Below are 26,900 nucleotides of genomic sequence, written 5' to 3' on the forward strand. Positions count from 1 at the left end.
GGCGGACAGGCCCGACCCTCCCGACGGATGAGCCCGGCACCGGTCGTGGCGCGAAGGGCTCAGCTACGGCGGGGTTCGCCTCGGTAGCTCCCTACGCTCCACAGGTTGCCCTCCGGGTCCCGGACGGCGAACTCGCGCCCGCCGTAGTCGGTGTCCTGGAGTGGCCGGAAGACCTCGGCGCCGGCCGCGACCGCGCGGTGGAACAGCCCGTCGACGTCGTCGCTGACCAGGTAGCAGCCGGTGCTGCCCGGGGCGACCGTCCAGCCACCGTCGTCGCGCACCGAGCCGAGCATCACCCCGCCGCCGGGCGGCCAGTCCAGCTGGGCGTGCTGCACGACGTCGCCCTCGCCGTACACGGCGGTCTCCTCGAAGCCGAGGGCGTCGACCAGGAAGCGGATGACCGCCCGGGCGTCCCGGGCCCGGAAGGCGGGCCAGACGGTGGGCGGGGGAGCGGTGGTGGTGGTGTCGGTCATGGGCTCAGGGTGTCGACACCGGCGTCCGGCCGTCTTGGACGATTCCGAACTCCGCGGCCAGCCACCGGGTCGGCGGGAGGCCGCTGAACGCCCGCCAGTCGCGGGTCAGGTGCGCCTGGTCGGCGTAGCCGGTGGCGACGGCGAGCGCGGCCAGGTCGGGCGGGCCGCCGCCGGCCGCCCGGGCGGCCAACGCCCGCCGGGCCCGGTCGAACCGGACGACCCGGGCCGCCTCCTTCGGGGTCAGCCCCGTCTCGGCGCGGAACCGGGTGAGCAGGTGCCGCTCGGACCACCCCACCCGCGCGGCCACGTCGGCGACCCGCAGTCGCCCACCGGAGGCGAGGGTCAGCCGCCAGGCCTGGACGATCTCGGGGGCCGGCGCGCTGTCGGCCTGGAGCCGGCGGAGGAGGACGTGCTCCAGGGCCGCGAACCGGCCCGTCCAGTCCCGCGCGGACCGCACCCGGTCGACCAGCTCGGCGCCGTCGGTGCCGAGCACGTCGGTGACCGGGCAGTCGAGGGAGGCGAGCGCTCCCGCCGGCAGCCCGAGCAGCGCCCGCCCACCCAGGGGGCTCAGCGCCAGTTGGACGCCGGCCTGCCGCCCGGTCTGGGTGATCAGCGCCGGGCGGGTGTGCAACCCGCCCAGCAGCGCGTCGTAGCGGTCCGGTGCCTGCCGGGGATCGGGGTGGGCGGCGAGCACCAGCGGTTCGTCCAGGGTGACCACGAAGGTGAGGGACGGGGAGGGCAGCCCGCGGTGCACCCCGGACGCGGACCCGCCGTACCGGTAGCCCACCGCACCGGCGACGAAGGGGCGCAGCGCCGGGTGCAGGCGGGCGTGCACCCACTCGTCGGTCACCGGACCAGGATGGCCGTCCTGCACCGTCCCGTCATCGTCCTCGCGCGCGGGCCCCCGACCGTCGTGCGCGTCGTGTTCACTGCTGTTGTGCACCCTCCGATCCCGGCAGCTCCTCCGCGTCCTGCCCGGTGACCGGTCAGGAGATCGTCAACGCCCCCGCACGAGTGGCCGCCGTGCGCGCCACCGACCTGCTCGACGGTGCTGCCGAGGAGTCCTTCGACCGGCTGACCGCCCTCGCCCGGCGGCTGACCGGGGCGCCGCTGGCCCTCCTCACCGTCGTCGACGACGAGCGCGCCTACTGGCTGAGCCACCAGGGCATGGCCGCGGACAGCCCGGGTCAGACCACCGTCGAGGAGTCCTTCTGCCAGCACGTGCTGGACGGGAACCCGATGGTGCTGGTCGACGTGGCCGCCGACCAGCGGACCCGGGACATCACGTCGATCGGGGGCGTGGACGTCCGCGCCTGGGCCGGCTTCCCGGTGTACACCCCGGACGGGCAGGTGCTGGGCAGCTTCTGCGTGGTGGACACCGACGTCCACGAGTGGACCGCCGACGACGTCGAGCTGCTGGAGGACCTCGCGGCCATCGCCTCCCGCGAGGTCGCGCTCCGGGTGTCCACCGCCCAGGCCGAGCTGGCCCGCGCGGAGGCCCGGGCCGAGGCCGACCGCGCCGCCCTGCTGTCCCGCATCGGTGACCTGCTCACCTCCGGTCTGGAGCCGGGGGGCGTCTGGCAGGCGATCGCCCGGCTGGCCGTCCCGGCACTGGGCGACTTCGCCTACGTCTGCACCGTGGAGCGCGACGGCAGCCTCGCGCCGGTCGCCGTCCGGCACTCCGACCCCGCGCAGCTCGCCGTCCTGGAGGAGTGGGTCCACGGTGCCGGACGGCGGGTCGGGGAGGCGTCCGGGCCCGGTCGCGTGGCCGCCACCGGCCGGGTCGAGCTGATCGACGTGCCCTCCGGCGCGCCGCTCACCCCCGCCCAGGAGGACGCCGCTGCCCGACTGGGGGTGCGCAGCGCCCTGGTCGCGCCGCTGACCAGCCGCGGTGTGGTGATCGCGGTGCTGCTGGTCGCCCGAACCGGTGCAGCGGTGCCCTACACCGAGGTCGAGCAGGAACTGGTCACCGCGATGGCCGACCGCGCCGCACTGGTGGTGGAGAACGCCCTCGCCTACGCGTGGCAGCGGTCGGTGTCGGAGACGATGCAGCGCGCGCTGCTGCCACCGGTGCTGCCGCAGCCCGACCACCTGCAGCTGGCTGCCCGCTACCAGCCGGCCGGGGACGCCCAGCTGGTCGGCGGCGACTGGTACGACGCCTACCTGGACGCCCGTGGCGTCACCAGCCTGATCATCGGCGACGTCGCCGGCCACGACATCGAGGCGGCGGCCACGATGGGTCAACTGCGCACGATGCTGCGGATGGCCGGCCACGACGGCACCACGGCCTCCGGCGCCGTGCTGACCGCCGTGGACGCCGCCTGCGACACCCTCGGGCACGACGTGTTCGCCACCGTCCTGGTCGCCCAGATCGAGCCCGACCCGGGCGCCGACCGGGCCGTCCGCTGGTCCTCGGCGGGGCACCCCCCGCCGCTGCTGCTGCACGCCGACGGCCGGGTCGAGGTCCTCACCGACCCGGTCGGGCTGCCGCTGGGCGTGCTGCCCGACCGGTCCCGCCCCGAGCACCGCTGCGCGCTGCCGGCGGGCTCCACCCTGCTGCTCTACACCGACGGGCTCATCGAGAACGGCGCCGGCCCGGCCGGTGCCCGGGACCTCGACCAGGGCCTCGGGCGCCTGGTCGAGGTGCTCTCGGATGCCGCCGGCCTGGGGCTGGACCAGCTGTGCGACCGCGTGGTCCAGACGCTGCTGCCCGCCGCCGGTGCCGACGACGACGTCGCCCTCATCGCCATCCGGGTGGACGCCGCACCGGGCGAACCCCGCTAGGAGTCGACCCGGGCGGTCTCCCGGCGCAGCCGCAGCCCCTGCAGCAGCAGCCCGGCGGCGAGCACCGCGCCCACCCCCTCGCCGGCGCGCAGCCGGAGGTCCAGCAGCGGCTCGCAGCCGAGGGCCTGCAGCACGGCGTCGCAGCCGCGTTCCCGGCTGCGCTGGCCGGCCACCAGCGCCGACTGCGCCGCCGGCTCCAGCAGGACGGCGACCAGCGCGGCGACCGCGGTGGCGAAGCCGTCCAGGACGACGACCGCCCCGACCTCCGCCGCCCCCAGCACCATCCCGGCGAGCACGGCCAGCTCCGGGCCGCCCAGCTCGGCGAGCGCGGTCTGCGGGTCCAGGTCGGTGCCGGCCCGGTCCAGCGCCGCCGCGACGACGTCCCGCTTGCGCTCCACCATGACCGAATCCGCCCCGGACCCGAGCCCGGCGACCTCGGCTGGTTCCACGTGCAACAGTGCGGCGGCCAGCGCGGCGGCGACCGTGGTGTTGCCGACGCCGACCTCGCCCAGGGCGACCAGCCCCGCCCGGCCGTGCTCGGCGCCCAGCGCCCGGCCGGCCGCGAGCAGCGCCGCGGTGTCCGCCGCCGTCATCGCCGGTCCGCTCACCAGGTCCCCGCGGGCCCCGGCCGGCCGGGCAGCGACCGCGCCGGGCACCGCAGGGCCGGTGACGCCGGCGTCCACCACGACCAGGCCGAGCCCCACCGACCGGGCGGCGGTGGCGCCGAGGGCGACCCCGGCGACCGCGGCGGTGGCGACGTCCCGGGTGGTCGAGCCCGGATAGGCCGAGACGTGGTGCGCGGTGACCGGGTGGTCGGCGGCGGCGAGCAGCAGCACGCCCCCGGTCAGGTCCCCCCGGCCCAGCGCCACCGCCCGGGCGACCGCGCCGTCCAGCACGCCGAGCGACCCCGGTGGGGTGAGCAGCCGGTCGGCGTCGTCCCGGGCACCGACGACCTGCTCGGGCGCCGGGCTGCGCAGCCGGGACGGCGGCGGCGCGGGCGCAGCCTCCTCCGCCGGCCACCGGTCGGCCAGGACGACGTCGGACAACGGCTGCCGGCGCGACCAGGCGGCCCGCTCCAGGCCGGGGGACGGCGGACGCTCGTCGGGCCAGCCCAGGCACAGCCAGCCGAGGGTGACCACCCCGTCGGGCAGCCCGAGCAGGTCAGCGAGCTCCTCGGGCCGGAACAGCGTCACCCAGCCGACGCCCAGCCCTTCCGCCCGGGCGGCCAGCCACAGGTTCTGGACGGCGGTGGCGCAGCTCCACAGGTCGGCGTCGGGGAAGGTCGCCCGGCCGAGCACACCGGCCGCGGGCGCCCGCCGGTCGCAGCAGACGACGACGCCCAGCGGCGCCTCCCGCACACCGGCCAGCTGCAGGTCCAGCAGCCGGGCCGCGGCGTCCGGGTCGAGCTGGGCGGCCTGGCGCAGCCGCTCCCGGTCGGTGAGGACGGCGGCGGTGTCCCGGATGCCGGCGTCCCGGACGACGACGAACCGCCACGGCTGGCTGTGCCCCACCGACGGCGCCTGGTGCGCGGCGGTGAGCACCCGGGTGAGCACCTCGTCGGGCACCGGGTCCGGCCGGTACCGCCGGACGTCCCGGCGGGCCTCGACCGTCCGGTACAGCCCGGCCCGGTCGGCCGCCGGCAGGGCCCAGCCGGCGGGGTCGGCCGCACGCTCGGACGCCGCGGTGCCGTCGCCGATCAGCGGCACCGGCCGGGGCCAGGTGGTCATCCCTCGACCTGCGCGAGGAACCGGCGGACGGTCTCCAGGAACACCGCGGGCTGCTCGGAGTGGACCCAGTGCCCGGCGTTCTTCACCCGGACCAGCCGGGTCGTCGGGAACAGCTCGTCCATCCGCGGCCGGTCGCTGTCGAGGACGTAGGTGGAGTTGGCCCCGGCGATCCAGAGCACCGGCTCCTCGTAGGTGGCCCCCGGCGGCGGGTCGGGGAACCGGCGCAGCTCGCCCAGGTCGCGGGCGAGGGTCTCCAGGTTCAGCCGCCAGCGCCAGCCGTCGCCCTCCCCGACGCCGTCCCGGACCAGGCTCTGCAGCAGGAACGACCGGACCATCGTGCTGGGGACGGCGGCGCGCAGCGCCTGGTCGGCGTCCTCCCGGGTCTCCAGCCGGTCGAGGTCCATGCCCTGCATGGCGGTGATGAAGGCGGCGAACGGGGAGGCCTCCTCGTCGGGGTCCTCGGTGCGGCCGCCGGACTCGGGGTAGTCGGTCGGGGCGATGTCGACGACGACGAGGGCGCGGAGCAGCTCGGGCCGGCGCAGCGCCAGCTGCATCGCCACCTTGCCGCCCATCGAGTGCCCGACCAGCGTCACCGGCTCGCCCAGCTGGGCCAGCTCGGCGGCGACGAACTCGGCCATGTCGCCGTAGTCGACCCGGTCGGTCCACGGCGAGTGCCCGTGGTTGGGCAGGTCGAGCAGGGTGACCCGGTGCCCGTCGGCGGCCAGCGCCTTGGCGATCGTCGTCCAGTTGCGGCCCTGGCCGAACAGGCCGTGCACGAAGACCACGCGGGGCCCGGTGTCGCCGAGCGTGCGGGCCGACAGGCGGATGTCCTCGGTCATGCGCTGATCGCAGCACATGTCGCTGCGCCTGGCTGTCGGTGGGCGCCCGTAACGTCGAGGAACCGGTCGTCGACTCCCAGGAGAACCCCGTGCCCGGACGCCGACGGCGCCCCACCAGCTCGACCCGCAGCAGCACCGCCCACACGACGACGGCCACCCGGAAGGCCGCGCCGCGGAAGGCGGCCGCCCGCAAGGCCGCCCCGAAGGTGGGCGCCGAGCTGCCGGTCGCCGGGCCGGGGGAGCGGGTCTGGGTGCTCGCCGTGCCGTTCCGCGCCCCGGCGCCGGGGGCGAGCTGGCACGCCGGCCTGTCGGCGCACGTGTACGTGGGCGCCACGCTGCCCGCGGCGCTGGCGCCCTACGACCCGCCGCCGTACAGCCTGGAACGGTTCCTCGAGGACGAGCTCAACGCCGAGCCCCGCCCGGTGCCGGCGGGCCGCCCGATGTCGCCGCGGCCGGAGCAGGTCAGCGGGGCAGCGGTGATCGCCGCGCACGAGGCGGCCGGCGGGCGGATGTTCCTGCTCGGCGACGACCCGGGCGTGGGCAAGACCGGCACCGCCGTCCTCGCGGTCCAGCAGATCGCCACCCGGCGGCCGGTGCGCACCGTGCTCGTGGTCGCCGACCGGCCGGCCGCCATCACGGTGCCGCACTGGGCCCGCTCCATCGCGGCCTTCGGCGACAGCGACCTGCGCTGGTGCGTGACCACCTGGGACCGGCTGGGCAAGGTGGCCGGGCTGACCAAGGCCACCGGCACCCGGTTCGACGTCGTGATCGCCGACGAGGCGCACATGGTGCGGCACACCACGACCCAGCGGTGGAAGCACTGGAAGTCGGTCTCCGGCGCCGGCCGGGTCAAGGACGCGCCCTACGTGCTGCTGGCCACCGCGACCCCGGCACACACCCCGCTGGAGCTGCCCTACCTGGCGCCGCACTTCGCCGCCGTCCACGGGGAACCGCTGAAGGAGTGGGCCGACCTGCCCAGCCGGCTCGCCGCGCACGGGTTCCACGTGGAACGTGCCCGCTACGGCTGGAGTTGGACCGAGGACCCCGACGAGCGCCGGGCCGACCTGACCCGGCTGCGCAGCTGGCTGGCCGACACCGACCCGCCGGCCACGCTGCACCGCCCCGCCCCGTGGGGACCGGTGTCGGTCACCGGCACCCCGGTCGAGCTGACGCCGGCCGAGCGGGCGCAGTACGAGGCCGAGTGGTCGGTGTTCCGCGCGGAGATGCAGCTGGCCCGCCGGAAACGGGAGACCGCGCGCGGCCGGGCTGCGCTGCTGCGGTTCCGGCAGAAGGCCGGGCTGATCCGGGCGGCGGCGACGGTCGACTGGGTCAAGGCCCAGGTGGAGGCCGACCGGCAGGTCGCGGTGTCGGTGGAGTTCGTCGAGACCGCCGCCGACCCGATCCGCGAGGCCCTGCTGGACGGCGGCGTCGCCGTCGCCTCGATCTACGGCCGGGACCGGTTCGACGTGGAGGCCGAGCGGCTGCGCTTCCAGACCGGGGAGGCGCCGGTGTGCGTGTTCACCGTGACCGCCTCGATCAGCCTGCACGCCGGTGAGGTGCTGCCCGGCGGCCGCGCTGCGTCGACCACGCCGCGGGTCGGGCTGTTCCACCAGCCACGGTTCTCCGGGATCGCCGCCCGGCAGGTCACCGGCCGCACGCACCGCGACCACCAGGTCTCACCGTGGCGGGTCGCGTTCGCCCAGGACACCGTCGAGGAGGACGTGGCCCGGGTGATGGTCGAGCGGCTGGCGGTCACCGGCTCGACCGCCGGCGGCGACACCGCCGGGCTGCAGCAGATCGCCGAGCTGCTCGACGCCGACTGGCTGCCGGCGACCTCGCTCACCGGTTCCGACTAGCGCTGGGCGAGCCGCATCGGCAGGTGCGGGATGCCGTCCTCGACGTAGTCCGGCCCGGAGCGGCGGAACCCGAATCGCGCGTACCAGGACTCCAGGTACGCCTGCGCGCCGATGTCGATGCGCCGGCCCTCGCACAGCTCGATGCCCCGGGCGACGAGCTGGGCCGACAGGCCCCGACCCCGGGCGCCCTCCGCGGTGGCGACCCGGCCGATGGCCCGGTCCTCGCCGTTGTGCAGCACCCGGATGGTGGACAGCACGGTGCCGTCATCGGCCTCGTGCCAGAGGTGCACGGTGGTCGGCTCGGGGTCCCGGCCGTCCAGCTCGGGGTACGGGCAGGCCTGCTCCACGACGAAGACGTCGACCCGGAGCCGCAGGATCCCGTAGAGCTCGGCGGGGGTCAGCTCGGCGAAGGCGGCCTCGCGCAGGGCGGGTGCATCGGTCACCGGTGCATCGTCGCAAGCCGTCAGGACGCCGCCCGCCGCAGGTGATCGCAATGGGCCAGCTCCTCCACGTCCGGCACCGACAGCTTCCGCACCGCCACGACTGCACCATGACCCGACGCCAGGACCGGGGTAGGACAGAACCCGCAGCTCAGCGACCCGGCGGCGTTCCCTCGGGAAAGCCGGTGTTAGCGTCGATGGCTGACACGGGGTGTCCCACCTGGGGACTGAGAGCACACCCGTCGAACCTGCTCCAGTTGGTACTGGCGAAGGGATGTCACCGCGATGGACGTCATCGATCTGCGCACCGCCCGCACGGCGCTGCGCGACTCCGCACCCCTGGTGCACTGCCTGACCAACACGGTCGTGCAGACGATCACCGCCAATGCGCTGCTGGCGATCGGTGCGGCCCCGGCGATGGTCGACGACCCGGCCGAGGCCGGCGAGTTCGCCGCCGTCGCCTCCGCGGTCCTGGTCAACGTGGGCACGGTGCAGCAGCGCACCGCCGAGGCGATGCGGCTCGCCGCCCGCACCGCCACCGACGTCGGCACCCCGTGGGTGCTGGACCCGGTGGCCGTCGGCGGGCTGACCTTCCGCACCGAGCTCGCCGCCGACCTGGTCGACCTCCGCCCCACCGTGGTCCGCGGGAACGCCTCCGAGGTGCTCGCCCTGGCCGGCGCCGGCAAGGGCGGCCGCGGCGTGGAGAGCACCGACTCCCCGGAGGCCGCGCTCGAGGCGGCCGGGGACCTGGCCCGGCGGACCGGGGGCATCGTCGCCGTCAGCGGACCGGTCGACGTCGTCACCGACGGGGAGCGGGTCGTCCGGGTGGGCGGCGGGTCCCCGCTGCTCACCCGCACCACCGGCGCCGGCTGCGCCCTGGGCGGCATCGTCGCCGCCTACGTCGCGACCACGCGTGACCCGCTCACCGCCGTCGTCGCCGGCCACGCGCACGTCGCGCTGGCCGCCGAGGCCGCCGCCGGGCTCGCCGCCGGGCCGGGCACGTTCGCCGCGCTGTGGCTGGACGCGCTGGACGCGGTCGACGGCGACGCGCTCGCCCGCGCCGACGTCCGCACCTCATGAGGGCCGGCTTCGACCCGCGGCTCTACCTGGTCACCGACACGCTGCTCTGTGCGCCCCGGTCGGTGCCCGAGGTGGTCGCCGCAGCCGTGTCCGGTGGCGTGACCGCCGTCCAGGTGCGGGACAAGACCGCGGGCCGCCGCGACCTGCTGGCGCTCACCCGTGCGGTGCAGGAGGTGCTCCGGCCGACCCCGGAGGTGCGGCTGTTCGTGAACGACGCCGTCGACGTCGCCCTGCTCACCGGGGCCGACGGCGTGCACGTGGGCCAGGACGACCTGCCGCCCGCCGACGTCCGCGGGCTGCTGGGCCCGGACGCCCTGGTCGGCGTCTCCGTCGGCAGCGCCGCCGAGCTGGACGCCGTCCTGGCCCTCCGCGCCGGCACCGCGGACCTGGTGGGCCTGAGCCCGGTCTGGTCGACCCCGACCAAGCCGGACGCCGGCGCCGCCCTGGAGCTCGACGGCACCCGGGAGCTGGCCGCCCGCGCCCGCGCCGGTGGGCTGCTGTCGGTGGCCATCGGCGGGATCTCCGCCGCCACGGCGGCCGCCGTGGCCGGCACCGGGGTCGACGGCATCTGCGTGGTCTCCGACATCTGCGCCGCCGCCGACCCGGCGGCCGCCGCCCGGACGCTGCGCACCGCGCTGGCCGGGAAGCTGGTGGCCCGATGACCGCCGCCGTGGCCCTCACCGTGGCCGGGAGCGACCCCAGCGGCGGCGCTGGCATCCAGGCCGACCTCAAGACCTTCAGCGCCCTCGGCGTCTACGGCACCGCGGTGCTCACCGCGCTGACCGCGCAGAACACCCGCGGCGTCACCGGGGTGCACCTGGTGCCGGCCGGCTTCGTCGGCGAGCAGCTGGCCACGTTGCTGGACGACGTGACCGTGCACGCCACCAAACTCGGCATGCTGGGCACCGCCGACGTCGTGCGGACGGTCGCCGCGGCGCTGGCCGGCCGCCCGGGCGGGCCGGTGGTCTGCGACCCGGTGATGGTGGCGACCAGCGGCGATCGGCTGATCTCGGAGGAGGCGGTCGACGCCGTCCGCACCGACCTGCTGCCGGTGACCGACCTGCTCACCCCGAACGTGCCCGAGGCCGCGGCCCTGCTCGACGTGCCACCGGCGACGACGGTCGAGGAGCTGGCCCCGCAGGCCCGCGCGCTGCTGGAGCTCGGACCGGCGGCGGTGCTGCTCAAGGGCGGGCACCTCGGTGGGGAGGAGAGCGTCGACGTCCTGGCGACGGCGGCCGGGGTGCTGGAGACCCGGCGGCCGCGGGTGCGGACGTCGTCCACCCACGGCACCGGCTGCACGCTGTCCTCCGCGCTCGCCGCGCTCGCCGCCCGCGCACGGCAGGCGGGGAACGTGCTGGACTGGGCGCCGCTGGTCGACGAGGCCCGCGACTACCTGCAGGCCGCGCTCCAGGCCGGGGAGTCGCTCGGGGTCGGCTCGGGGCACGGGCCGGTGCACCACTTCGCGGGGCGCTGGTAGGTCAGCCCTCCTCGGCGAGGACCTCGCGCAGCAACCGGGCCGCCAGCTCGTCCCCGCCGGCGGCGGCGATGGAGAAGTGCTCGACGGCGGTGTCGACGTCGCCGGTCTCCAGCAACAGCACCCCCAGGTCGTGGTGAGCGTGCAGGTCACCGCCCTCGACACCGGCCCGGTAGGCGGCTTCGGCGGCGACGGCGTCGTCGAGCTCGTCCCGGTAGAGGTTGCCCAGCGGCAGCCAGCTCGCGAGCTCGCCGCGGGCCGCGCCCCGCTCCAGCACCACCCGGGCCTCCTCGACCCGGCCGGTGCAGCGCAGCAGGTCGGCCAGGGCGGTCCGGGTGTGCGGGTGGTGGTCGGCGCCGGCCCGCAGCTCGGGCTCCAGCGCGAGGTCGCGGCTCTCCTGCCAGCGCCAACAGGCCAGGGTGGCGCGGGCCACCGGGTTGCCGGCGTCCGCGGCGGCCTGCGCCCAGTGCCAGGCCGCCAGCTGCCGTCCGGACGACCGCAGCAGGTACGCCAGCTCCAACGCCGCGGCGTCCGCACCACGCTCGGCGGCCACCCGGAACGCCCGCTCGGCCTCCGGGGCCCGGTCCTGGCCCTGCAACGCCTCGCTCAGCGCGGCCCAGCCACCGGCGTCCCCGCGGTCCACGGCGGTCCGGGCAGCGGACTCCGCCTCCGACCAGCAGCCCAGCCGCAGCAGCGCCCGGGCCAGGTCGAGCCAGGCGGCGTCCTGCCCGGCGTCGGCCGCCCGGCGGTGCACCACCGCTGCCTCTGCCCAGCGCCCGAGGACGCCCAGGCAGGAGCCCAGGTGGCGCAGGGCCACGGGGTCACCGTGCGCCGCCGCCGTCCCGAGGAGCTCGACCGCCCGCTCGTGGTCGCCCATGTCGGCGAGTGCGCACCCCCGGTCGACGAGGACGTCGACGTCGGGGGTGTTCTCCGGGTCCAGGGGCACGTCGGCAGTCTGTCGTGATCATGGGCTCGGGCGCATGCCCCGAAGGGGCGGGGCCACCCGTTCAGGGGGTCCAGTCCGGCGGATCGGCCGGTTGCAGGTCCGGGTCGTCGGCGGCCAGGGTGCGCACCGGACCGGGCGTCGTGCGCGGGCCCTCGAACCGGACGGTCACCCGGTTGAGTCCGCTGCCCCACACCCAGCCCGAACCGAGCTCCGGGTGGACGACGTCCTGCCCCGGGTACCAGAGGACGACGGCGGGCCCCGGTGCCGGATCGGCCGGCGGCTCGGCGGGCTCCACCACCTCGACGGGCTGGACCACCTCCGACGGCTCGGCGAACAGGTCGCCCTGGGCATAGGGCGACAGACCCGAGACTCCGACACCGAGCAGCCGCAGGCCGCCGCTGCGGTCGACGGCGCCGAGCAGCCGGTGGGCGATCTCGGCGATCTGCCGCGGGTCGTCGACGGCGTGGGCCAGGGTCTGGGAGCGGGTGAGGGTGCTGAAGTCGTAGCGGCGGACCTTCAGCGTCACCGTCCGCCCCGAGGTGCCCGAGCGCTGCAGCCGGCTGCCCACCCGGGTCGCCAGCGCCTCGATCTCGGCGGCGAGGCGGGCCGGGTCGGTCAGGTCGCGGGCGAAGGTCTCCTCGGCGCTGACCGACTTGGCCTCCCGGTCGGTGACCACCGGCCGGTCGTCGTCGGCGCGGGCCAGCCGGTAGAGCCCGGCGCCGTGCGCCTGGCCGACCAGGCTGGTGAGGTCGACCAGGGACAGCCGGTGCAGGTCGCCGATCGTCTTCACCCCGATCTGGGCCAGCCGCTCGGCGGTCGCCGGCCCGACGCCGCCCAGCGCGCGCACCGGGAGGGGGTGCAGGACGGCGAGCTCCTCCCCGGGCGGGACGACGGTCAGCCCGTCCGGCTTGTCCAGCTCGGAGCCGATCTTCGCCACCGCCTTGGAGGTGCCGATCCCGACCGACCCGGTGACCCCGCCGGTGGCGACCGCGATCCGGGCCTTGAGGTCGGCCGCCAGTGCGGTGACCCCGGGGACCGACAGGTCGTGGTCACCGGCGGCGAGGTCGACGTAGGCCTCGTCGATGGAGACCGGCTCGACCAGCGGGGACAGCTCGCGCAGCAACGCCATCACCACCTCCGACGTCCGCCGGTAGGCGGCGAAGCGGCCACCGAGGAATGCGGTGCCCGCCGGGCAGAGCCGGCGAGCCTCGGCGGTGGGCATGGCGCTGCGGGCGCCGAAGGCCCGGGCCTCGTAGGAGGCGGTGGAGACGACGCCGCGGCCGCCGGTGCCACCGACGACGACCGGCCGGCCGCGCAGGGAGGGCTTGTCCCGCTGCTCGACGGCGGCGAAGAAGGCGTCGAGGTCCAGGTGCAGGACGCTGGGCTCCCGACGCACGCCCTCCATGATGCCGCGCGGTGCGGCAGACCCGGCTCAGCCGCGCGTGGCCACCTCGCTCACGCACTGCCCCTGGTTGCGGAACGATGGGTTGTTGAAGGAGGCCCAGCCGCCCTTCTTGCACTCGTCCTTGCTGGCCGGGGGCGCGGTGTCGGCGATCCCGTCGCAGTTCCCGTCGATGAACGTCTCACCCGTCGCCTGGTCCCAGACGGTGAGGCAGTCGTTGGCCGCGCCGAGCCCCTGGACGTCGTAGGGCGTCTCGTTGACGGCGAAGACGACGATGCCCCACTCGCTGGGCAGGCTCGGGTCCCCCGCGCTGTTGCCGGTGATCCGGAAGTCGGCCTGCTCGCCGAGCAGGTAGTCGCCCTTGGTGTTCCAGGTGACGTTGCCGGTGATGACCCCGGAGCCGCCGTCGACGTACCCGCCGGTGCGCAGCGTGTGCAGGGTGTTGCCGGTGACGGTGAGACCGTCGACGTCGTTGTTGGTCCAGGCCCGGTTGGTGACCCAGCCGCTCATCGGCCCCTGCTGGACCGGTCCGTACACCGTGTTGCCGGAGATGGTGACGTCGTCGGCGCCGTTGACCCCGATGAACTCCCCGCGCACCAGGCTCGCACTGGTCAGCTCGAGACCGGAGATGGTCGCCCCACTGCCCCCGGGGGTGACGGTGAAGGTGCGGGCGTTGGCACCGGTCTGGGTGATCACGACCCCGGGGTCGGCGGTGATCGTGACCGCCTTGCCGACCGTCGTCGCACCGGCGACCGACAGGTCCTCGGTGACCCGGACGGTGTCACCGGCGGCCGCCGCCGACACGGCGTCGGCGATGGTCGGGTGGTCGCACCCGGTGGCACAGACGGTGAGCTGCTCGGCCGCGGAGGCCACCGAGGGCATCCCGAGGACGACGGCGGCGGTGACGACCGCCCCGGCGAGGACACGCTTGGGCACGGGGGACTCCAGTCGTCGGGGGACCTGGACACCGTTACGCCGGCAGCCGGGGTGGGAGGAAGCTACGGGGGACCGGTGCAGCCGCCAACGACCGGCCCGCGCCCGAACAGAGGAGTCCAGATCCGCATGGTCGAGCAGAGCAGCTGGAGCCGGATGTCCCAGGAGGACCCGGCGCACTCCACCGCCTACGTCGAACGGTTCCGCCGGCTGGCCGCCGAGGGCACGGACCTGGCGGGGGAGGCGCGGCTGGTCGATGCGCTGCTGCCCCGCGGCGCCCGGGTGCTGGACGCCGGCTGCGGTCCCGGCCGGGTCGGCGCCGTCCTGTCCGACGCCGGGCACGAGGTGGTCGGGGTGGACGCCGACCCGGTGCTGATCGCCGCCGCCGAGGCCGACCACCCCGGGCCCCGCTGGATCGTCGGCGACCTGGCCGAGCTCGACCTGCCGGACCCGTTCGACGGGATCGTCTGCGCCGGCAACGTGATGGCCTTCCTGGCACCGAGCACGCGCGGCGAGGTGCTCCGCCGCTTCCGCACCCACCTGCGCCCGGACGGCCGGGCGGCGATCGGCTTCGGGGCGGGGCGCGGGTACCCCTTCGAGGAGTTCCTGGCCGACGCCGAGGGCGCCGGGCTGACCCCGGACGTGCTGCTGTCCACCTGGGACCTGCGGCCGTACTCACCGGACGCGGACTTCCTGGTCGCCGTCCTGCGTCCGGCATGACGCTGCTGCCCGACCCGGCGACCTTCTCCCGGCGGGCGGACCAGCCGTCGGCGGGCCGGACCAGGTTCGTCGCCACCGGTGCACAGACCCGCGGCGACCTCGGGCTGTTCGAGGTGACCATGGCCCCCGGCGGCAGCGGCCCCGGGCCGCACCTGCACCGCACGTTCAGCGAGTCGTTCCACGTGCTCGAGGGGTCGCTGGCGGTGCTGGCGAACGGCGAGTGGACGACGGCGCACGCCGGTGACCTGGTCCACGTGCCCCGTTCCGGGGTCCACGGGTTCCGGTCGGTGGGGCCGGACGTCGGGGCCCGCTTCCTCATCCTCTTCACCCCGGGCATCCCGCGGGAGGAGTACTTCACCGGGCTGCTGGAGCTGCACGCCGGTGGGCGGACCCCGTCACCTGCGGAGATCGACGCGTTCGCGCTCCGGCACGACCAGCTCAACCTGCGCGACTGAGGCGTGCGGTGCCACTGCTGACCGTCGGCCACGGGCCCGAGGACCGGACTCGCCTGCTGACCCGCTTCTCCGACGCGGGCGTGGCCGAGGTCGTCGACGTCCGGCGGTTCCCGGGCAGCCGGGTGAACCCCGACGTCCGGCGCGAGGCGCTCACCGCGTGGCTCCCGGCGGCGGGGGTCACCTACCGCTGGGAGGAGCGGCTCGGCGGCCGGCGCCGGCTGCCCGCGGGCGAGCCGGTGGCCGACGGGTGGTGGACGGTGGCCCAGTTCGCCGCGTACGCCGCGCACACCCGCACCACCGAGTTCGCCGCTGCTCTGGACGAGGTGCTGGCCGCCGCGGCCGACCGCACGGTGGCGGTGATGTGCAGCGAGAGCGTGTGGTGGCGCTGCCACCGGCGGCTGATCGCCGACGTCGTCGTCCTGGCCCGCGGGCTGCCGGTGGACCACCTGATGCCCGACGGCCGGCTGACCCCCCACCGGCCCGCCGAGGGCGCCGTCCTCGGTGCCGACGGAGCGGTGCACTGGCCGGGCTGAGTCACTCGCAGGCGGTGCCGTCCCCGTCGCCGTCCATCGCGTCGGACCATCCCGGGTCACCGCGGTGCAGGGGTGCGGCACCGGCGGCCCGGGCAGCGTCGCAGTTGGTGAAGGGCGCGGCGGCCGGGTCGGCCGGCGGCGCGGACGACGTCGGGACCGGTTCGCCGGGGCAGGTGTCGAGCACGCGGGCGATGGCGTCGTGCTCGGCCTGGGTGACCCACAGCCCGTAGCCGGCCTTCACCGCGACCTGCCGGGCGACGTAGGCGCAGCGGTACCCGCGGTCGGACGGCAGCCAGGTGGCGGCGTCGCCGTCGCCCTTCTGCCGGTTCGCCGAGTAGTCGACGGCCAGGAGGTTGAGCGGGTCGTTGGCGAAGGCGGTGCGACGGGGCTCGTCCCACGCGAAGGCACCGGTCTGCCAGCCGTTGCTGAGCGCGACGACGTGGTCGATGTCCACGCTGCTGCCGTCGCCCTTCTCGAAGGCGATGGTCTGTGCGGTGTACGGGTCGACCAGGGTGCCGCTGACCACCACGCAGTCCTGGGTGCCGGGTCGGAACTGCTCGTCGGTGAGGTCGCGGGCGAGCACGTCGTTCCGGGTGTCGCAGCCGTTGCGGTCGACGTCGGCCCAGGTGGCGCCGAACTCGTCACGGTCGTACCCGGTCTTCGGAGCGCGGCCCTTGACCGGGAGGGTGGCCAGCACGTCGGCGGCGGAGGCGGACTGCTGAGCGGCCTCGGAGACGGCGTCGGCGGCCGGGGTGGCCGGGGCGTCGGCCGGCGCGCAGGCGGCGGTGCCGAGGACGGCGAGCGCGGCCAGCGCGGTGATGCGGTGTTTCACGTGGAGCCCCCGAGAGTCGGCCAGCCCCGACGGTAGGTTCCGTGCGGCCCGGATCCGCGCACCTGCCGGGCGCGCCGGGCGACGTGTCGCCGCCCGGCGCTGGGGGATCAGCCTCGGCCACCCCGACCGTTGCCGTTGCCGTTGCCGTTGCCGGCTGCGTCAGCGGTGCTGGCGACCTCGACGGCCTCGGCGGTGTCGACCTCGGGGGCGGGCGCAGGGGCAGGAGCAGGCTCGTTCTTGCTCGCCTTGTTGCGCGCTGCGGAGGAGACGGCCTGGCCGTGCTCGCGGCCCGTCGCGAAGCTGGACTTGGCGACCGACGAGACGGCCTGCCCGTGGTTGGCCGGGGCCGACGGCTCGGCCGGCACCTCGGGGGCCGCGGGCTCCTCGGGCTCCTCCGGCTCCGGCTCGGGCGTCGGCTCGGTCGTCGGGTCGGCCGTCGGGTCGGCCGTGGGCTCCTCGGTCTCCGGCGCCTCGGGGGCGGCGGTCGGCTCCGTGGTCTCCGGGGCCACGGTCGGGTCTGCGACGTCCGTGGGGTCGGTGACGTCGGTGGTCTCCGTGGTGCTGACCTCCGACGTCGTGGGCTCGGCAGCGGCGGTGACCACCTGGGTGGTCACGGCAGCACCCCCGCCGGCCACGACGAGGGCCGTCGTGCCGGCGGCCACCTTCGCGGCCAGTGAGGCGGAGACGGCCTTGGCGAGCAGGCCGGAGAGGAGCGAGAACACAGGTGACCTCCAGGTCGGTGGGTGATGCGTTGCCTGGAACATCGGCAGCCGGGCACCGATGGTTGAGTCGCCCCGGTCTCGTATCCCCGATCGAGTGAACGGGCATGCTGGGCCGGTGACCACCGAGGAAGCGGGGCGCGCGGAGTCGGCGGGTGAGCTCGCCCTGGTAGAGCTGGTGCGTGCCGCAGACACCGCCTGGTCGACCGCCGCGGGGGTCACGCGGCACTGGCGTCGCCAGGACCTGGTGATCCGTGCGTTCCATCGGCACTACGAGCGGCGGAGCGCTCAGGATCCCGACGCGGTGACCTGGCTGGTGTCGACGTCGGATGAGGGCTCGGGCGACGCGGGCGACGACTCGGGCGGGCCGGCCGACGACGTGCTCGAGACGGTGCTGGAGGTCGCTGCCGACCGGCCGCTCCGGCGTCGGCGAGCCGAACTGGTGTCCGGCCGTGGCGAGGAGCACCGCGCCGACCTGCTGGTGGTCGACCAGGACACGTTCTGGGCGCGCACCGGGACGGAGATCTCCACCAACCACGGCAACGTGGACCATGGCCACGGTGGCGCTGACATCATCGACGCGCTGCTGTGCCCCGGCTACGTGCCGGCGCTGTTCTCCCTCACCCCCCGTGGCCGGACACAGCTGGCCGGCCGCGACTGCATCGAGGTGGGTGCCCGTCCCCGCACGGATGTCCCCGACGACGAACGCTGGAAGTGGACCGGGTCACCGCTCGACATGATCACCGGCGGGGACGAGTTCCGGCTCGCCGTCGACGTCGGCACCGGGATCATCGTGCGGGCGAGCAAGTTCGTCGACGGGGACCTCGCAGAGGTCACCGAGTGGCTGGAGCTGCGCCTGGATCCGGTGCTCCCCACGTCGCTGTTCGCCCCGCTCTGATCCCGGTGCGGCGCCGGTGGGCCGAGGAGGCCCTGGCCTCCGTGCCCGGGCCGGTGAGGTGGCGTCGAGCGTGGGCGTCCGCGGCGAGTTGCCGGGCGGCGATCACGCTCGCGGGTTCCTCGGCGGTCATGCGACGCGGAGGTTGGCCGGGTCGATCGCCTCGCGGGTGCGACTGCTGAGCAGCCGCACGATGCCGCCACTGGCGAGCAGGAGGAGGGCGACGGCGGCGGGAGCGACGACGACCAACGGCCACGCATCGGTGCTGGACGCTGGTTCGCCGCCGGCCGTCAGGGCACCGAAGCCGAGTCCGCCGACGAGCAGGCCGGTGACCAGGGGCGCGATCGTCGCCGCCCGCAGGCGCCGCCGTTGCAGGGCCTGCACCCGGGCCAGGTCGGCACCGACGGCAGCCATGGCGGCCAGTCCCCGGCGATTGGTGAGCAGGTCGTCGAGAGCCGCCAGGGCGATCGTCGCGAGACCGGCCAGCGCCGCCAACCCCGCCGCGACGGCAGCCAGGACGATCCCGGTCAGGTGACCGTCCGAGCCGAGGTCGGTCATCTGACGCAGGGTGTTCCCCAGCATCACGGTCGCGACGCCCACGGTCAGGCCGACCCCCAGCAGCACTCCCGCCGCGCGTCCCGCAGGTCCGGCGAGGGCGCGCAGCCCGCCGGCCGCCAGGAGGTCCGTCGTCCCGCCTCGGCGGCTCATCCTCCTGGCCTTGGCCCGCGCCCAGGACGCCCCGCCGGCGAGGGCGACCATCAGCAGCAACGACACGGCGACCGACATGAGGACGACCTGCAGCTGCCGGTCACCCTGGCCCAGCTGGGGGAGGACGACCATGCCGGCGAGCGCGACGATCGACAGCACCAGCCACCACCAGCCGCTGAGCGGACGCCGGTGCCGCCGGGTGGCCGCGCGGGCACCGGCAGCGGTGGCGAGTGCCGCCGAGCCGGCCACCACGCAGGCCCAGGCAGTGAGGTCCGCGGGTGCCAGGGCGGGCAACAGGCGGCTGGTGGCCGGCTGGACGGGTCCGAGGAGCAACCACAGCAGCAGGTAGACCGGCCCGGCGAGCAGTCCGCCGGCCACACCGGCGACGGCGGCCTCGATCGCGCCCAGTCGACGCAGGTCGCCGGGCGTCGCGCCGGCAGTGCTGAGCGCGTGGTCGCGGCGCTGGCGGCGGGCACTGCCGGAGGAGACGGCCTGCCAGGCCAGCACCAGGGCGGTGGCGGCGACCAGCAGCACCGCGGTGGCCACCCCGATCCGGGTCTCGGCGCTGGTCACGATGCCGGCGTACCGGGCGTCGTAGGTGACCTCGTAGCGCTCGGTGCTCCCGCGCGGTGGGAGCGCGAAGGCCGGCACGCGGAACAGGGCCACGGTGACCAGGACGAGTCCGCCGGCGGCCGCGGTGCCGGCCGCCACCAGGGCTGCTCGGGTCCGGGAGGCCCGCACGTGCGGGGCCGCCAGCAGCCAGAGGGTGGCCGGCTTCATGACAGGGCCACCTGGTGGGCGACGGTGCCGCGGCGCAGTCGGATCTCGCGGTCGGCGCGCGCGGCCACCGCGTTGTCGTGGCTGACCAGGACCACCGAACCCCCGGCCTGCACCGTGGTGGTCACCAGCAGGTCCAGCAGCGCCCGGCCACTGGTGGCGTCCAGGCTCGCGGTCGGCTCGTCAGCCAGCAGCAGCCGCGGGCCGGCGACCAGTGCCCGGGCCCCAGCAGCCAGCTGAGCCTGCCCGCCGGACAGGTCCGCGGGCAACGTGTCCGGTTCGACGTCCAGTCCGACGCGTTCGAGCCAGCCATCCGCGGCAGCTCGGGCATCGGCCGGCCGGTGACCTCCCAGCAGCAGCGGCAGCGCGACGTTGTCGCGCACCGACAGGTCGGGCACCAGTTGCCCGAACTGCAGGACGAGGCCCACCTCGCGGCGCCGGAGCCGGGCGCGGGAGGCGTCGTCCGCCCCGGTCAGATCGGTACCGGCGACCGTGATGCGGCCCGATTGGGCGCGCAGCACTCCGGCGGCGAGCATGAGCAGGGTCGACTTCCCGCATCCGCTGGGCCCGGTGACCGCGACGACCTCACCGGGCTCGACGGTGATCGACACGTCGCTGAGCGCCTGGGTGCGGCCGTAGGCATGGCTGACACCGGACAGTTCCACCGTGCTCATGCGGGCTTCCTCTCGTCGGGACGAACGGTCGGCTGGTCATCCGGGGACAGCAGCAGCTCGGTGGCCAGTTCCAGCCAGCGCAGATCGGCGTCGAGGTGCGCGATGAGGTGCTCACGGACCAGCCGTTCGGCCGGGCCGGCACCGGGTGGGGTGGCCTGCAGCTCACGGATGCGGCGCAGGTGAGCAGCGCGCTGGCGGGCGACGAACCCGCCGACGTCGATGCCGGTGTGCAGGACCGACACGGTCTTGCGCACGATCTCCTCGGCACCGGCACCGGTCGGCGCAGCAGGCTCGGCCAGCCAGGCGCGCAACCGCGCCGCCCCGTCAGCGGTCAGCGCGTACACCGTCCGCTCGGGGCCCCCGTCCACGCGGGTCTCCACCACCTCGGCCAGTCCATCGCGCTGCAAGCGCGCCAACGTCGCGTACACCTGGCCGTAGGGGAGCGGACGGGTGTCCGGGAACCAGGAGTCGTGCTCCTGCTTGATGTCGTACCCGTGCCGCGGGGCGCCCGCGAGCAGGGCCAGGTGCAGCTCGGTCAACGACATGCCTCGTGTCTACACCACGAGTACACACTTTGTGAATAGCGACACGGGCCGCAGCCGAGAGGCGTTCCCACCTCTCGGCTGCGGCTGCTGGACGCCGGTCAGTTCGCCATGTCGACGAAGCGGCTGTAGTGGCCCTGGAAGGCGACGGTGACGTTCGCGGTGGGGCCGTTGCGGTGCTTGACCAGCATGATGTCGGCCTCGCCGGCCCGCGGGGACTCCTTCTCGTACATGTCCTCGCGGTGGATCATCATGACCATGTCGGCGTCCTGCTCGATCGAGCCGGACTCACGGAGGTCCGACAGCATCGGCTTCTTGTCCTGACGCTGCTCCGAGCCACGGTTCAGCTGGCTCATCGCGATGACCGGGAGCTCGAGCTCCTTGGCCAGCAGCTTCAGCGCACGGGAGAACTCCGAGACCTCCTGCTGGCGGCTCTCGACCTTCTTGCCCGAGGTCATCAGCTGCAGGTAGTCGATGACGATGAGCTTGAGGTCGTTGCGCTGCTTGAGCCGCCGCGCCTTCGCCCGGATCTCCATCATCGTCATGTTCGGTGAGTCATCGATGTAGAGCGGGGCGTCGGCGATCTCGCCCATCCGGCGGGCCAGCTTCGACCAGTCCTCGTCCGACAGCGTGCCGGCGCGCATGTGGTGCAGCGGGACCTTCGCCTCGGCCGACAGCAGACGCATCGTGATCTCGTGCTTGCTCATCTCGAGGGAGAAGATCGCCGCGGGCATGTGGTGCTTCACCGTGGCCGACCGCGCGATGTCCAGCCCCAGCGTGCTCTTGCCGACACCGGGTCGGGCGGCGATGACGACCATCTGGCCGGCCTGCAGGCCGTTGGTGAGCTCGTCGAGGTCGCGGATCCCGGTGGGGACACCGCGGGCCGTGCCACCCCGGGAGGCGATCGCGTCGAGCTCGTCCATCGTCGGCTGCAGGACGTCGGCGAGGCGGGAGTAGTCCTCGCTCATCCGCTTCTCGGTGACGTCATAGATCTCCTGCTGGGCGCGATCGACGATGTCGTCGACGTCGCCCTTGCCACCGGCGGCGCCGTAGCCGAGCTGCACCACCCGGGTACCGGCCTCGACCAGCCGCCGCAGCACCGCCTGCTCGGCGACGATCGCCGCGTAGTACCCGGCGTTCGCCGCGGTCGGGGTGGACGCGATGAGCGTGTGCAGGTAGACCGCACCGCCCATCTTCGACAGCTGGTCGGTGCGGTTCAGCTCCGCGGCGACGGTGATCGCGTCGGCGGGCTCACCCCGGCCGTACAGGTCGAGGACGACGTCGAAGACGACCTGGTGCGCCGGGCGGTAGAAGTCGGGACCGGCCAGGACCTCCACCACGTCGGCGATCGCGTCCTTGCTCATCAGCATGCCGCCGAGCACCGACTGTTCGGCAGCGACGTCCTGAGGGGGCTGCCGGTCGTACTCCGGAGCCGTGACCCTCGGCCTGCTGATGTCCTCGACGACCGCCACGCTGATGTCCTCCTCGTCCCGCGCCCACCCAGACCTGGAGGCCTGCGTGCGGCGCGCCCTGCTCCCGCTGCCGTTCGAACTGCTGTTCGCACAACAGCTACCACCGGGCGCCGACAGTTCGCGCCCGGCGGTAGCTGGGGTGACGTTAGGAACCGGGGAGGGGGCGCGTCCAACACCGCTGTGCACGCCGATCTGCACAACTTGTGGACAAGTCGGTGGATGGAGCCGGTCACCGTGTGGAGACCGCGGTGGAACCGCGGACGTCGTGTCCCCGTCACCCCCTCGTCACCTGCACGGGGGCCTGTCCCGGGGTGTGGACGGAAGAAATCCGGCAACTTCCCGCAGAACTCGCGGCCCGGGCGTGTCGGCGGATCCCCGCAGGTCACACGCGTAACGGTCGGCGACCCGGCTCGGTGACCCACGACGCAGACGGTCGCCGAGGACACCCGGCCGGCCGGCGGTGACGTTCACCTGCCGTCCACGGTGGCGTCCGCACCCGTGTCGACACGGGAGGGCGTCGACCGGGCCTCGGGAACGCCACGAGGGGCGCCGGACCGGAGTCCGACGCCCCTCGTGGGCGGTGCTGTGGAAGAGCGGCCTCGATCAGCCGGCGACGACGTCCAGGGTGACCGGGACGGAGACCTCCGGGTGGACCCGCACCGTGACGGTGTGGGTGCCGAGGCTCTTGATGCTGCTGGGCAGCTCGATCCGGCGACGGTCGAGCTCCGGGCCGCCGGCAGCGGTGACCGCAGCAGCGACGTCGGCGGTGGTGATGCGACCGAACAGGCGGCCGCCGTCACCCGAGCGGGCCGGGAGCGTGACGGTCAGCTGCGAGAGCTGACCGGCGACCGTCTGGGCCTCCTCGAGCGAACGCACGTCGCGGGCAGCCCGCGCCCGGCGCAGGCTGTTGACCTGCTTCTCGGCACCACGGGTGGCCACCATGGCCAGCCCGCGGGGCAGGAGGTAGTTGCGGGCGTACCCGCCCTTGACCTCGACGGTGTCGCCGGAGGAACCGAGACCGGTGACCTCCTGCGTCAGGATCAGCTTCATGGTGCTCATGATCAGCGCGCCGTGGAGGTGTAGGGCAGCAGTGCCATCTCGCGGCTGTTCTTCACGGCCACGGCGACGTCACGCTGGTGCTGGCTGCAGTTGCCGCTGACGCGGCGGGCACGGATCTTGCCGCGGTCGGAGATGAACTTCCGCAGCAGGGTCGTGTCCTTGTAGTCGATGTAGGTCGCCTTGTCCTTGCAGAACTGGCAGACCTTCTTCTTGATCTTGCGGGGGGGAGGCTTGGGCACTGGGTTCTCCAGAGATCAGTACAGAGAGGGGGGATCAGAAAGGCGGTTCGTCGGAGGACGCCGGCGGGGTGGACCAGGGGTCGCTCGCTCCGCCACCGGAGAAGCCACCACCACCACCGCCACCGCTGCCACCGCTGTTGCCGCCGCCGCCGCCGAACCCGCCGCCGCCACCCTCGCTGCGCGCAGCGCGGGTGACCTTGGCGGTGGCGTACCGCAGAGAGGGGCCGATCTCGTCGACCTCCAGCTCGATGACGGTGCGCTTCTCGCCTTCCTTCGTGTCGAAGGACCGCTGCTTCAGCCGGCCCGACACGATGACCCGCGAACCGCGGGTGAGCGACTCGGCGACGTTCTCCGCCGCCTGACGCCAGACGTTGCACCGGAGGAACAACGCCTCGCCGTCCTTCCACTCCTGCGACTGACGGTCGAAGGTGCGGGGGGTCGAGGCCACGGTGAAGTTGGCGACGGCGGCGCCGGACGGGGTGAACCGCAGCTCCGGGTCGGCCGTCAGGTTCCCGATGACGGTGATGACGGTCTCGCCGGCCATGGTCAGTGAGCCTCGGGGCGCATCAGCTTGGTGCGCAGGATGGACTCGTTGAGGTTCAGCTGACGGTCCAGCTCGGCGACGGCGGCCGGCTCGGCCTGGATGTCGACGATCGCGTAGATGCCCTCGGCGTTCTTGTCGATCTCGTAGGCCAGCCGACGGCGGCCCCAGATCTCCGTCTTGACGGTGCCACCGGAGTTGGTGACGACGGTCAGGAAACGATCCAGGCTGGGAGCGATGGTCCGCTCCTCGAGCTCGGGGTCGAGGATGATCATCAGTTCGTAGTTACGCACGGAGAACCCCACCTCCTCTGGTCTCAGCGGCCGCAGGGTGTCTGCAGCAGGAGGGTCGTACATGCGTCGCGCGCCCGGACCTGCAGGAGGCAGGAGAGGACGCGCACCGGCCAGGCTACCAGTGCACTGCACCCATCGTGTCCGGGCGGCGGGTGCGCCTAGTCTCCTGCGGGTGGCTGAGCAGCTGATCGGCGTGCACGTCGGACCGGGTCTGACCGAGGACAACGAGCTGGCCGACGGCGGTCCGCTGGCCCGCGCGGCCGAGCTGGACGCCGACGCGGTGCAGGTGTTCCTCGCCGATCCGCAGGGCTGGAAGGCGCCGAAGCCGAGGCCGGACGCCGAGGCGCTGCTCGGCTCCGACGTCGCCGTCTTCGTGCACGCCCCCTACGTGCTCAACGTCGCCTCGACGAACAACCGGATCCGCATCCCCAGCCGCAAGCTGCTCGGCCAGCACGCCCAGGCGTCGGCCGCCGTCGGTGCCCGCGGCATGGTGGTGCACGGCGGTCACGTGCTGGCGAAGGACGACCCGGCGGCCGGGGTCGACAACTGGCGCAAGACGTTCGCCCGGCAGGCCGACGAGGGCGGCTTCGGCATCCCGGTGCTGATCGAGAACACCGCGGGCGGGGACAACGCGATGGCCCGTGACCTGGACGCCGTGGCCCGGCTGTGGGAGGCGGTGGGGGAGTTCGGCGCGGGGTTCGTGCTGGACACCTGCCACGCCTGGGCGGCGGGCTGGGACCTGGCCCGGGTGGTGGACGACGTCCGGGCGATCACCGGCCGGATCGACCTGGTGCACCTGAACAACAGCCGGGACCCCGCCGGTTCCGGCCGCGACCGGCACGCGCCGCTGACCGCCGGGGAGATCCCGCTGGAGCTGCTGCTCGGCGTGGCCCGCGCCGCCGGCGCCCCCGTCGTCCTGGAGACCCCGGGCGACGCCGCGGGTCACGCCGAGGAGATCACCCTGCTGCGCGAGGCCCTCGCGGGCTGAGCCCGGCCCACGGGCCGGGGGAGCACCCACCGGTCGGGGGCGCCGTCGAGAGGGCCGCCGGCGGGGTCGTCGGTGCCCGGCCAGCTGCGGCGCACCAGGTCGTGGTCCGGTGACCAGACCTCCCGCACGACCAGCGCCATCAGCACGAGGACGGCGACGTCCCGCACGATCACCGCGAGGTAGAACCACTCCACGCCCACGCCGTTGTCGTCGGCGCCGAGGTAATACAGCATGGTCGTCACCCAGACCAGCACCTCGGTGGCCTGCCAGAGCAGCAGCGAACGCCAGCGCGGCCGGGCCAGCACCGCGAGCGGCAGCAGCCACAGCGAGAACTGCGGGCTCCACACCTTGTTCAGCAGCAGGAACGCTGCGACCAGCAGGAACGCCAGCTGGGGCAGTCGCGGACGCAGCGGAGCGGCCAGGGCCAGCCAGGAGACCGCGGCGGCCGACAGCAGCAGCACCACGGCGACGGTCGCGTTGAGCACCGACGGCGTCTGCCCCTCGGCGAGCGGGCCGTCCAGGATCCGGTCGCCGGTCAGGTCCAGGGCGATCGCCCAGATGCTCTCCGGGTTCGCCGGCCGGACGTCGCTGAAGGTGAAGAACCGGGCCCAGTTCTCCCGCGCGACGAGGGCCACCGGCAGGTTCACCGCCAGCCAGGCCAGCCCGGCGGCCACGGCCGCCGACAGCCAGGCCCGCAGCCGGCCGGCGCGCAGGCACAGCACGAACAGCACGCCCAGGACGATCACCGGGTAGAGCTTCGCCGACACCCCCAGCCCGATCAGCACGCCGGCCAGCACCGGGTGCCGACGCGCCCACGCCCACATCCCGAGGGTGGTCAGCGCGATCGCCAGCAGGTCCCAGTTGGTGAAGGCGTGCACCAGCAGCAGCGGTGACAGCGCGACCATCGCGGCGTCCCAGGGCCGTCGCCCGGCCAGGCCCAGCACGCCGCGGGTGACCAGCAGCGCCAGCGCCGACAGCAGCAGGCAGGTGACGAGGTAGAAGGTCGCCACCGGTGCGGCGGAGATGCCCCCCGCGAGACCGTCCCATCCCCGGGCGGTCATCGCGGCGCCCTGGATCATCGCTCCGATCAGCACCGGGTACTCGACGGCGGAGTCCAGGTAGGGCACCTGCCCGTCGCCCACCCCGTGGGTGAAGAACAGCGGGATGGGATCGCTGTAGCAGAAGTGGGTGTACTGCTTGCTGCCCGACCAGTCGCCGGCGGCGCAGGGCGCCTGCTTGACCCAGGCCAGGCTGAGCACGACGACGGTGAACAGCAGGCACACCCGCAGCGGCGTCCAGAACCGGGCCCGCCCGGTGACGGCGTGCCGACCCCAGGGGCCGCCCACCGCCTCGCTGGCCTGGACCGCCACCGGGTCGGTCCAGGTCGGCACGACGCGGTCCGGCTCCGGAGGCGCAGACACCTCGGGCCCGCCCCCCAGCCGGTCGGCTGGAACGGACGGGCCCGTCGGTGTCGCACTCACGCGGTCAGTCTGCCTGCT

29 protein-coding genes and 1 riboswitch are annotated in these 26,900 nt (G+C 74.7%); of the genes, 10 read left to right on the top strand and 19 right to left on the bottom strand.

The annotated features are described in order from the left end of the window. Window positions 1–59: 59 nt before the first annotated feature. Together O2W18_RS17355 and O2W18_RS17360 are read right to left on the bottom strand one after the other, a co-directional pair. Window positions 60–473, bottom strand: coding sequence for a VOC family protein (locus O2W18_RS17355; RefSeq protein WP_269188692.1), 414 nt, complete (start codon window positions 471–473; stop codon window positions 60–62). Between the two features lie 4 nt (window positions 474–477). Next, on the bottom strand, window positions 478–1,323 hold the full coding sequence (locus O2W18_RS17360) for a helix-turn-helix domain-containing protein (protein ID WP_269188693.1): 846 nt from the start codon (window positions 1,321–1,323) through the stop codon (window positions 478–480). Between the two features lie 128 nt (window positions 1,324–1,451). On the opposite strand from O2W18_RS17360, the gene O2W18_RS17365 reads away from it, so the two are divergent. Continuing rightward, window positions 1,452–3,257 carry a SpoIIE family protein phosphatase gene (locus O2W18_RS17365; protein ID WP_269188694.1) on the top strand — a complete coding sequence of 602 codons (1,806 nt, stop codon included), beginning with the start codon at window positions 1,452–1,454 and terminating at the stop codon, window positions 3,255–3,257. Here the strand turns inward: O2W18_RS17365 and bluB are convergent. Both bluB and O2W18_RS17375 read right to left on the bottom strand, forming a co-directional pair. Next, window positions 3,254–4,984, bottom strand: a complete 1,731-nt coding sequence (gene bluB / locus O2W18_RS17370) for a 5,6-dimethylbenzimidazole synthase (protein WP_269188695.1) — start codon at window positions 4,982–4,984, stop codon at window positions 3,254–3,256. The two genes, O2W18_RS17365 and bluB, sit on opposite strands and share 4 nt — an antisense overlap. Further along, window positions 4,981–5,823, bottom strand: a complete 843-nt coding sequence (locus tag O2W18_RS17375) for an alpha/beta fold hydrolase (RefSeq protein WP_269188696.1) — start codon at window positions 5,821–5,823, stop codon at window positions 4,981–4,983. Before O2W18_RS17375 ends, bluB begins: the two co-directional genes overlap by 4 nt. A gap of 89 nt (window positions 5,824–5,912) precedes the next feature. Here O2W18_RS17375 and O2W18_RS17380 point away from each other — a divergent pair, with 89 nt between their 5' ends. After that, window positions 5,913–7,679 carry a helicase gene (locus O2W18_RS17380; RefSeq protein ID WP_269188697.1) on the top strand — a complete coding sequence of 589 codons (1,767 nt, stop codon included), beginning with the start codon at window positions 5,913–5,915 and terminating at the stop codon, window positions 7,677–7,679. Here the strand turns inward: O2W18_RS17380 and O2W18_RS17385 are convergent. After that, complete coding sequence (locus O2W18_RS17385; RefSeq protein ID WP_269188698.1) at window positions 7,676–8,122, bottom strand: GNAT family N-acetyltransferase; 447 nt, start codon at window positions 8,120–8,122, stop codon at window positions 7,676–7,678. The genes O2W18_RS17380 and O2W18_RS17385 overlap by 4 nt on opposite strands. A gap of 194 nt (window positions 8,123–8,316) precedes the next feature. After that, window positions 8,317–8,411: riboswitch (TPP riboswitch) on the top strand. On the opposite strand from O2W18_RS17385, the gene thiM reads away from it, so the two are divergent. From thiM to thiD, 3 genes are all read left to right on the top strand, one after another. Beyond that, entirely contained in the window at window positions 8,405–9,199 is a 795-nt protein-coding gene (gene thiM, locus O2W18_RS17390) for a hydroxyethylthiazole kinase (RefSeq protein ID WP_269188699.1), read from the top strand. Its footprint overlaps the riboswitch before it by 7 nt. Then, window positions 9,196–9,861: a thiamine phosphate synthase gene (gene thiE, locus O2W18_RS17395; protein WP_269188700.1), complete on the top strand. Its 666-nt coding sequence runs from the start codon at window positions 9,196–9,198 to the stop codon at window positions 9,859–9,861. The genes thiM and thiE overlap by 4 nt, the downstream gene beginning before the upstream one ends. Continuing rightward, the gene (gene thiD / locus O2W18_RS17400; protein WP_269188701.1) at window positions 9,858–10,676 is read left to right on the top strand and encodes a bifunctional hydroxymethylpyrimidine kinase/phosphomethylpyrimidine kinase; all 819 of its coding nucleotides are present in this window, start codon (window positions 9,858–9,860) and stop codon (window positions 10,674–10,676) included. Before thiE ends, thiD begins: the two co-directional genes overlap by 4 nt. A 1-nt stretch (window position 10,677) precedes the next feature. Here thiD and O2W18_RS17405 read toward each other — a convergent pair whose 3' ends face one another. The 3 genes from O2W18_RS17405 to O2W18_RS17415 form a co-directional block, all read right to left on the bottom strand. Continuing rightward, entirely contained in the window at window positions 10,678–11,619 is a 942-nt protein-coding gene (locus O2W18_RS17405) for a tetratricopeptide repeat protein (RefSeq protein WP_269188702.1), read from the bottom strand. A gap of 61 nt (window positions 11,620–11,680) precedes the next feature. Then, entirely contained in the window at window positions 11,681–13,015 is a 1,335-nt protein-coding gene (locus O2W18_RS17410; RefSeq protein WP_269188703.1) for a DNA polymerase IV, read from the bottom strand. A 36-nt stretch (window positions 13,016–13,051) separates the two neighbouring features. Further along, window positions 13,052–13,957 carry a right-handed parallel beta-helix repeat-containing protein gene (locus tag O2W18_RS17415; protein ID WP_269188704.1) on the bottom strand — a complete coding sequence of 302 codons (906 nt, stop codon included), beginning with the start codon at window positions 13,955–13,957 and terminating at the stop codon, window positions 13,052–13,054. Between the two features lie 126 nt (window positions 13,958–14,083). Here O2W18_RS17415 and O2W18_RS17420 point away from each other — a divergent pair, with 126 nt between their 5' ends. From O2W18_RS17420 to O2W18_RS17430, 3 genes are read left to right on the top strand one after another with little or no spacing between them, the layout of a single operon-like run. Continuing rightward, window positions 14,084–14,674 (top strand): class I SAM-dependent methyltransferase, encoded by a 591-nt coding sequence (locus O2W18_RS17420; protein WP_269188705.1) that lies wholly within the window; start codon window positions 14,084–14,086, stop codon window positions 14,672–14,674. Continuing rightward, the gene (locus O2W18_RS17425; protein ID WP_269188706.1) at window positions 14,671–15,129 is read left to right on the top strand and encodes a cupin domain-containing protein; all 459 of its coding nucleotides are present in this window, start codon (window positions 14,671–14,673) and stop codon (window positions 15,127–15,129) included. Before O2W18_RS17420 ends, O2W18_RS17425 begins: the two co-directional genes overlap by 4 nt. Before the next feature lie 8 nt (window positions 15,130–15,137). Beyond that, window positions 15,138–15,662: a DUF488 domain-containing protein gene (locus tag O2W18_RS17430; protein ID WP_269188707.1), complete on the top strand. Its 525-nt coding sequence runs from the start codon at window positions 15,138–15,140 to the stop codon at window positions 15,660–15,662. A gap of 1 nt (window position 15,663) precedes the next feature. On the opposite strand, the gene O2W18_RS17435 is transcribed toward O2W18_RS17430, so the two are convergent. Together O2W18_RS17435 and O2W18_RS17440 are read right to left on the bottom strand one after the other, a co-directional pair. Next, window positions 15,664–16,494, bottom strand: a complete 831-nt coding sequence (locus O2W18_RS17435; RefSeq protein ID WP_269188708.1) for a GmrSD restriction endonuclease domain-containing protein — start codon at window positions 16,492–16,494, stop codon at window positions 15,664–15,666. A gap of 107 nt (window positions 16,495–16,601) precedes the next feature. Then, window positions 16,602–17,216, bottom strand: coding sequence for a hypothetical protein (locus O2W18_RS17440; protein WP_269188709.1), 615 nt, complete (start codon window positions 17,214–17,216; stop codon window positions 16,602–16,604). A 115-nt stretch (window positions 17,217–17,331) separates the two neighbouring features. Here O2W18_RS17440 and O2W18_RS17445 point away from each other — a divergent pair, with 115 nt between their 5' ends. Further along, window positions 17,332–18,111, top strand: coding sequence for a hypothetical protein (locus O2W18_RS17445; RefSeq protein ID WP_269188710.1), 780 nt, complete (start codon window positions 17,332–17,334; stop codon window positions 18,109–18,111). 126 nt (window positions 18,112–18,237) lie between these two features. Here the strand turns inward: O2W18_RS17445 and O2W18_RS17450 are convergent, their stop codons facing one another. From O2W18_RS17450 to rpsF, 8 genes are all read right to left on the bottom strand, one after another. After that, on the bottom strand, window positions 18,238–19,596 hold the full coding sequence (locus tag O2W18_RS17450) for a hypothetical protein (RefSeq protein WP_269188711.1): 1,359 nt from the start codon (window positions 19,594–19,596) through the stop codon (window positions 18,238–18,240). Continuing rightward, a complete protein-coding gene (locus tag O2W18_RS17455) occupies window positions 19,593–20,267 on the bottom strand; it encodes an ABC transporter ATP-binding protein (RefSeq protein ID WP_269188712.1) in 675 nt (224 codons plus the stop codon). The genes O2W18_RS17450 and O2W18_RS17455 overlap by 4 nt, the downstream gene beginning before the upstream one ends. Next, window positions 20,264–20,812 carry a PadR family transcriptional regulator gene (locus O2W18_RS17460; protein WP_269188713.1) on the bottom strand — a complete coding sequence of 183 codons (549 nt, stop codon included), beginning with the start codon at window positions 20,810–20,812 and terminating at the stop codon, window positions 20,264–20,266. Before O2W18_RS17460 ends, O2W18_RS17455 begins: the two co-directional genes overlap by 4 nt. A 98-nt stretch (window positions 20,813–20,910) precedes the next feature. After that, on the bottom strand, window positions 20,911–22,281 hold the full coding sequence (dnaB, locus tag O2W18_RS17465; protein WP_269169933.1) for a replicative DNA helicase: 1,371 nt from the start codon (window positions 22,279–22,281) through the stop codon (window positions 20,911–20,913). Between the two features lie 603 nt (window positions 22,282–22,884). Next, window positions 22,885–23,331, bottom strand: a complete 447-nt coding sequence (gene rplI / locus O2W18_RS17470) for a 50S ribosomal protein L9 (protein WP_269188714.1) — start codon at window positions 23,329–23,331, stop codon at window positions 22,885–22,887. 11 nt (window positions 23,332–23,342) lie between these two features. Continuing rightward, complete coding sequence (rpsR, locus tag O2W18_RS17475) at window positions 23,343–23,579, bottom strand: 30S ribosomal protein S18 (RefSeq protein ID WP_036333041.1); 237 nt, start codon at window positions 23,577–23,579, stop codon at window positions 23,343–23,345. 34 nt (window positions 23,580–23,613) lie between these two features. Continuing rightward, window positions 23,614–24,123, bottom strand: a complete 510-nt coding sequence (locus tag O2W18_RS17480; RefSeq protein ID WP_269188715.1) for a single-stranded DNA-binding protein — start codon at window positions 24,121–24,123, stop codon at window positions 23,614–23,616. Window positions 24,124–24,125: 2 nt separating this feature from the next. Then, a complete protein-coding gene (rpsF, locus tag O2W18_RS17485) occupies window positions 24,126–24,413 on the bottom strand; it encodes a 30S ribosomal protein S6 (protein WP_269157707.1) in 288 nt (95 codons plus the stop codon). Window positions 24,414–24,585: 172 nt separating this feature from the next. Here rpsF and O2W18_RS17490 point away from each other — a divergent pair, with 172 nt between their 5' ends. Then, a complete protein-coding gene (locus O2W18_RS17490) occupies window positions 24,586–25,401 on the top strand; it encodes a deoxyribonuclease IV (protein ID WP_269188716.1) in 816 nt (271 codons plus the stop codon). Here the strand turns inward: O2W18_RS17490 and O2W18_RS17495 are convergent. Then, on the bottom strand, window positions 25,356–26,792 hold the full coding sequence (locus O2W18_RS17495) for a glycosyltransferase family 87 protein (protein ID WP_269188717.1): 1,437 nt from the start codon (window positions 26,790–26,792) through the stop codon (window positions 25,356–25,358). The two genes, O2W18_RS17490 and O2W18_RS17495, sit on opposite strands and share 46 nt — an antisense overlap. Window positions 26,793–26,900 lie beyond the last annotated feature (108 nt).

The organism is Modestobacter sp. VKM Ac-2983 (assembly GCF_026967885.1).
In the GTDB taxonomy this organism is placed as follows: Bacteria; Actinomycetota; Actinomycetes; order Mycobacteriales; family Geodermatophilaceae; genus Modestobacter.

What these genes read in the sequence shown, in the direction of transcription:
- O2W18_RS17460 (WP_269188713.1), bottom strand. Translation starts at nt 20,812, where the DNA reads ATGTCGTTGACCGAGCTGCACCTGGCCCTGCTCGCGGGCGCCCCGCGG.
- O2W18_RS17455 (WP_269188712.1), bottom strand. Translation starts at nt 20,267, where the DNA reads ATGAGCACGGTGGAACTGTCCGGTGTCAGCCATGCCTACGGCCGCACC.
- bluB (WP_269188695.1), bottom strand. Translation starts at nt 4,984, where the DNA reads ATGACCACCTGGCCCCGGCCGGTGCCGCTGATCGGCGACGGCACCGCG.
- O2W18_RS17375 (WP_269188696.1), bottom strand. Translation starts at nt 5,823, where the DNA reads ATGACCGAGGACATCCGCCTGTCGGCCCGCACGCTCGGCGACACCGGG.
- thiD (WP_269188701.1), top strand. Translation starts at nt 9,858, where the DNA reads ATGACCGCCGCCGTGGCCCTCACCGTGGCCGGGAGCGACCCCAGCGGC.
- O2W18_RS17450 (WP_269188711.1), bottom strand. Translation starts at nt 19,596, where the DNA reads ATGAAGCCGGCCACCCTCTGGCTGCTGGCGGCCCCGCACGTGCGGGCC.
- thiE (WP_269188700.1), top strand. Translation starts at nt 9,196, where the DNA reads ATGAGGGCCGGCTTCGACCCGCGGCTCTACCTGGTCACCGACACGCTG.
- O2W18_RS17480 (WP_269188715.1), bottom strand. Translation starts at nt 24,123, where the DNA reads ATGGCCGGCGAGACCGTCATCACCGTCATCGGGAACCTGACGGCCGAC.
- O2W18_RS17420 (WP_269188705.1), top strand. Translation starts at nt 14,084, where the DNA reads ATGGTCGAGCAGAGCAGCTGGAGCCGGATGTCCCAGGAGGACCCGGCG.
- O2W18_RS17355 (WP_269188692.1), bottom strand. Translation starts at nt 473, where the DNA reads ATGACCGACACCACCACCACCGCTCCCCCGCCCACCGTCTGGCCCGCC.
- rplI (WP_269188714.1), bottom strand. Translation starts at nt 23,331, where the DNA reads ATGAAGCTGATCCTGACGCAGGAGGTCACCGGTCTCGGTTCCTCCGGC.
- thiM (WP_269188699.1), top strand. Translation starts at nt 8,405, where the DNA reads ATGGACGTCATCGATCTGCGCACCGCCCGCACGGCGCTGCGCGACTCC.
- O2W18_RS17425 (WP_269188706.1), top strand. Translation starts at nt 14,671, where the DNA reads ATGACGCTGCTGCCCGACCCGGCGACCTTCTCCCGGCGGGCGGACCAG.